Consider the following 246-nt stretch of genomic DNA (forward strand, 5'->3'; position numbering starts at 1 on the left):
GTGCATCCGGGAGGATTCGAACCTCCGACCGCTCGGTTCGTAGCCGAGTACTCTATCCAGCTGAGCTACGGATGCATCGGGAATTGCTGATTACTACTGATACTGCGAAGAAGATGGTGCATCCGGGAGGATGACTCACTAGTGTTCGCCCTGCGGGCCGTTGCTGAAGCAACGTTATCCTCCCTGGTGCTCGCGATTATCTCGCAGACCATAAAACAACAGTTTTGCTGTTGTCTCGGAGAAGAT

General features: G+C 53.3%; 1 tRNA gene. It reads right to left on the reverse strand.

Annotated elements, in window-relative coordinates:
• Position 1: 1 nt before the first annotated feature.
• Positions 2-75: transfer RNA gene (locus tag OGX97_RS01255), tRNA-Arg, on the reverse strand.
• Positions 76-246 lie beyond the last annotated feature (171 nt).

This window comes from Citrobacter sp. Cpo061, from assembly GCF_030332845.1.
GTDB classification, from domain to species: Bacteria; Pseudomonadota; Gammaproteobacteria; order Enterobacterales; family Enterobacteriaceae; genus Citrobacter; species Citrobacter portucalensis.